The organism is Hymenobacter coccineus (genome assembly GCF_001816125.1).
Taxonomy (GTDB): Bacteria; Bacteroidota; Bacteroidia; order Cytophagales; family Hymenobacteraceae; genus Hymenobacter; species Hymenobacter coccineus.
In genome coordinates this window covers 1-2,401 of the sequence record NZ_MDZA01000236.1, presented here as the reverse complement: position 1 = coordinate 2,401, position 2,401 = coordinate 1, and the positions used below count along the sequence as shown (strand labels likewise).

At 54.1% G+C, this 2,401-nt stretch carries 2 protein-coding genes and 1 pseudogene; 1 reads left to right on the top strand and 2 read right to left on the bottom strand.

Annotated features, from left to right (window positions below):
• Positions 1 to 104: 104 nt before the first annotated feature.
• Both BEN49_RS14090 and BEN49_RS14085 read right to left on the bottom strand, forming a co-directional pair.
• Positions 105 to 1,001: a helix-turn-helix domain-containing protein gene (locus BEN49_RS14090; RefSeq protein ID WP_204376117.1), complete on the bottom strand. Its 897-nt coding sequence runs from the start codon at positions 999 to 1,001 to the stop codon at positions 105 to 107.
• 183 nt (positions 1,002 to 1,184) lie between these two features.
• Positions 1,185 to 1,736: a hypothetical protein gene (locus BEN49_RS14085; RefSeq protein ID WP_070744405.1), complete on the bottom strand. Its 552-nt coding sequence runs from the start codon at positions 1,734 to 1,736 to the stop codon at positions 1,185 to 1,187.
• Positions 1,737 to 2,307: 571 nt separating this feature from the next.
• Here BEN49_RS14085 and BEN49_RS26965 point away from each other — a divergent pair.
• Positions 2,308 to 2,401, top strand: a pseudogene (locus BEN49_RS26965) (IS5/IS1182 family transposase); the annotation flags it as partial.

Below are 2,401 nucleotides of genomic sequence, written 5' to 3'. Positions count from 1 at the left end.
TATTTGCGCCGCTTATCCGGCGTCTTCTTGCTCTTTTCTGCGCTCATGACTCAGGAAATATACGTCCTGCTTCTGTGCGCCTAGTCTAGACCACCTCAAACAGATTACTGCTGGCGAAAAACGGTCGGCGTAATGCCCGTTTCTTTCTTGAAAAACCGCGTGAAATACGTCGGGTACTCAAAGCCCAGCGCATAGGCAATCTCGCTCACCGTCGCATCCGAGTGGCGCAGCCGGGTCTTGGCCAACTGCACGACGTGCTGCTGAATGTGCGTCTGCGGCGGCTGCCCGGTGAAGGACTTAATTAAATCACCGAAGTAGTTGGTGGACAGGGCCGCTTTCTCGGCAAAGTACGCCACCGTGGGCAACGCGTTTAGGTCGTTTTCTGGGGTGAAATACTGCTCCAGGTGGGCGTAGAAGTCGGCGACTACGCGGTGATAGAGCGTGGCGCGCGACTGAAATTGCCGCTCGTAAAAGAGTTGAATGTAGGAGAGCAACAAGGCCGCGTAGGACACCACTATGGGCTTGGTAAAGGGCTCTTTCTGGTACTCGGCGTAGGCCTTTTCAAACAAGTCCTGCAACAGGGTTTTTTCCTCGGGCAGCAGATAGAGCGCCTCGTGACTGCTGTAGGTGGCAAATGAGTACTGCTTGACGTAGGGCTCCAACAGCTCGGCGCTGACCAGCAACCCGTAGCCGGAAAGGAAGGAGCCGGGCGAGGCGTCGCAATTATCCCACTCTAGCGTCTTATGAGGTGTATCCAGGTAGATGTACGGTTCCGTCAGGTCCATCATCTGGGAGGGACCATTGACGTACTCTTTCAGCGACAAGGAATAAAAGTAGATGCTTACCGGCGGCGACTGGACGCGTAGGGACTGCTCGTCGTACCGTATGACGTGCAGGGCGTCGTCCTTTGCCCCACGAACGCCCAGGTAGTCCAAGAACTGGGGGATAGTATAGGTGTTGCTCGTGCTCACCGTAAGTAGGCTGTTGTCTGTGAAGGACAAAGGTCTAATATTACCTGGCCAGCGATTGAAACGCTTCGGGGATACAATGAAACAGATTACGGTTTCTGCGCGCAAGGAGTTGGTCTAGTAGTGTACAGCTTAGGGCTCGTTCTTCTGAACAGCGCTCGTTTGCCTTCGGACCCTTTTCCTGAACTCGCCAAGTGCAGCAGCTTGCGGGCCTTTTCAGGAGGCTATCAAGTGATGTTGAATCAGCTGCAGCTCCGCCTTGAATTCAGCCATGTTTTTTGTTAAGGCCAGTGCTTCGTCGTGAGACAACTCCCGGTGTGCTCGTTGGAACACTTCCAAAGAAGTCAATGCCCAAACTTTAACCACACACTGCAAGCACACATTACGCAAGGAACTGCCCACGTCTGTTGAGCCCAGCATACGCAACATGCCGTTCATAATTGCAGGGTCTTTCGTGCCGTGGTAGCATTCGGCCAACCCCGTGGCGGCCCACAGGCGGACCTCAAAATCTTCGTCGCCATCGTTCAAAATGGCCAAGGCGCGCTCTTTATACCCCTCGTTTTGCCGTTTGAAGTGGAACAACAAGACGTAGAGCCCCACCTCTTTCAGGTACCAATCCGGCTCGTTGAGCAAGGACTCGTACACTCCAAGCAGCTCAATGGCGTGCGGGTTTTCCTCCGCGAGCGTTCTTAAATAATGGCCCAGTGCGTCGGGGTGGTGCCGCAGCGCTGCTATTTCCGCCAGTGTTGCTTTCCGACTAAACGCCATGGGTAAGCTAGATAATTTAAGCCTGCGCCGGACGCATGTCGTCGCGTCCTGCGTAATGGCGCCGATCCGCGCAGTCCGAGTCCGTATGAAAGGTAACAGAATTCAAACCCTCCTTTCCCTGAACGCCTGGCAGCTGGCTGGCACCAGGTGCCAATGGGCCACTGTAGGGTCGAGGGAGTTTAAGAAACTCGTCTACGATTGAAAGTTTACGAAATGCACCGAGGAGATGAGTTTCGTAAACTGGTTATCGCGGCCTGATCTTGCGCGCCATCCGGTGGTTTTAGTGAACTGCTAGCGCCTTGTTCCGAAAACTACTGTTTCTCGAACACCAATCCTACCTATGCCAACGGCCCCGAAAACACCGTTTTCAGGGCCGTTTTGCGAGGAGGTTTTTCGAACGCACCTGTTGGGTCAGAAAGTACCGGTTTCCTACTACTGATTCAGAACCCACTTCTTGAACTATTGAGGCACCCCCTAGGCTAGCTTTTAGCACTCCTCAAAGGGAGCCTCAGAAAGGCGCGCCTTTCTGAGCCACTAGAGCCTGTTATGAACTTGTGCCGAAATTTGGGGTATGGCTTACCCCAGCGATGTAAAAGACGACGAATGGACCTTCGTGGCCCCGTACCTGTGCTTGATGCGCGAGGACGCGCCGCAACGCGACTACG

Excerpts from the sequence above, each read along its gene's own strand:
- BEN49_RS14085 (WP_070744405.1), bottom strand. The coding sequence starts at position 1,736 with ATGGCGTTTAGTCGGAAAGCAACACTGGCGGAAATAGCAGCGCTGCGG.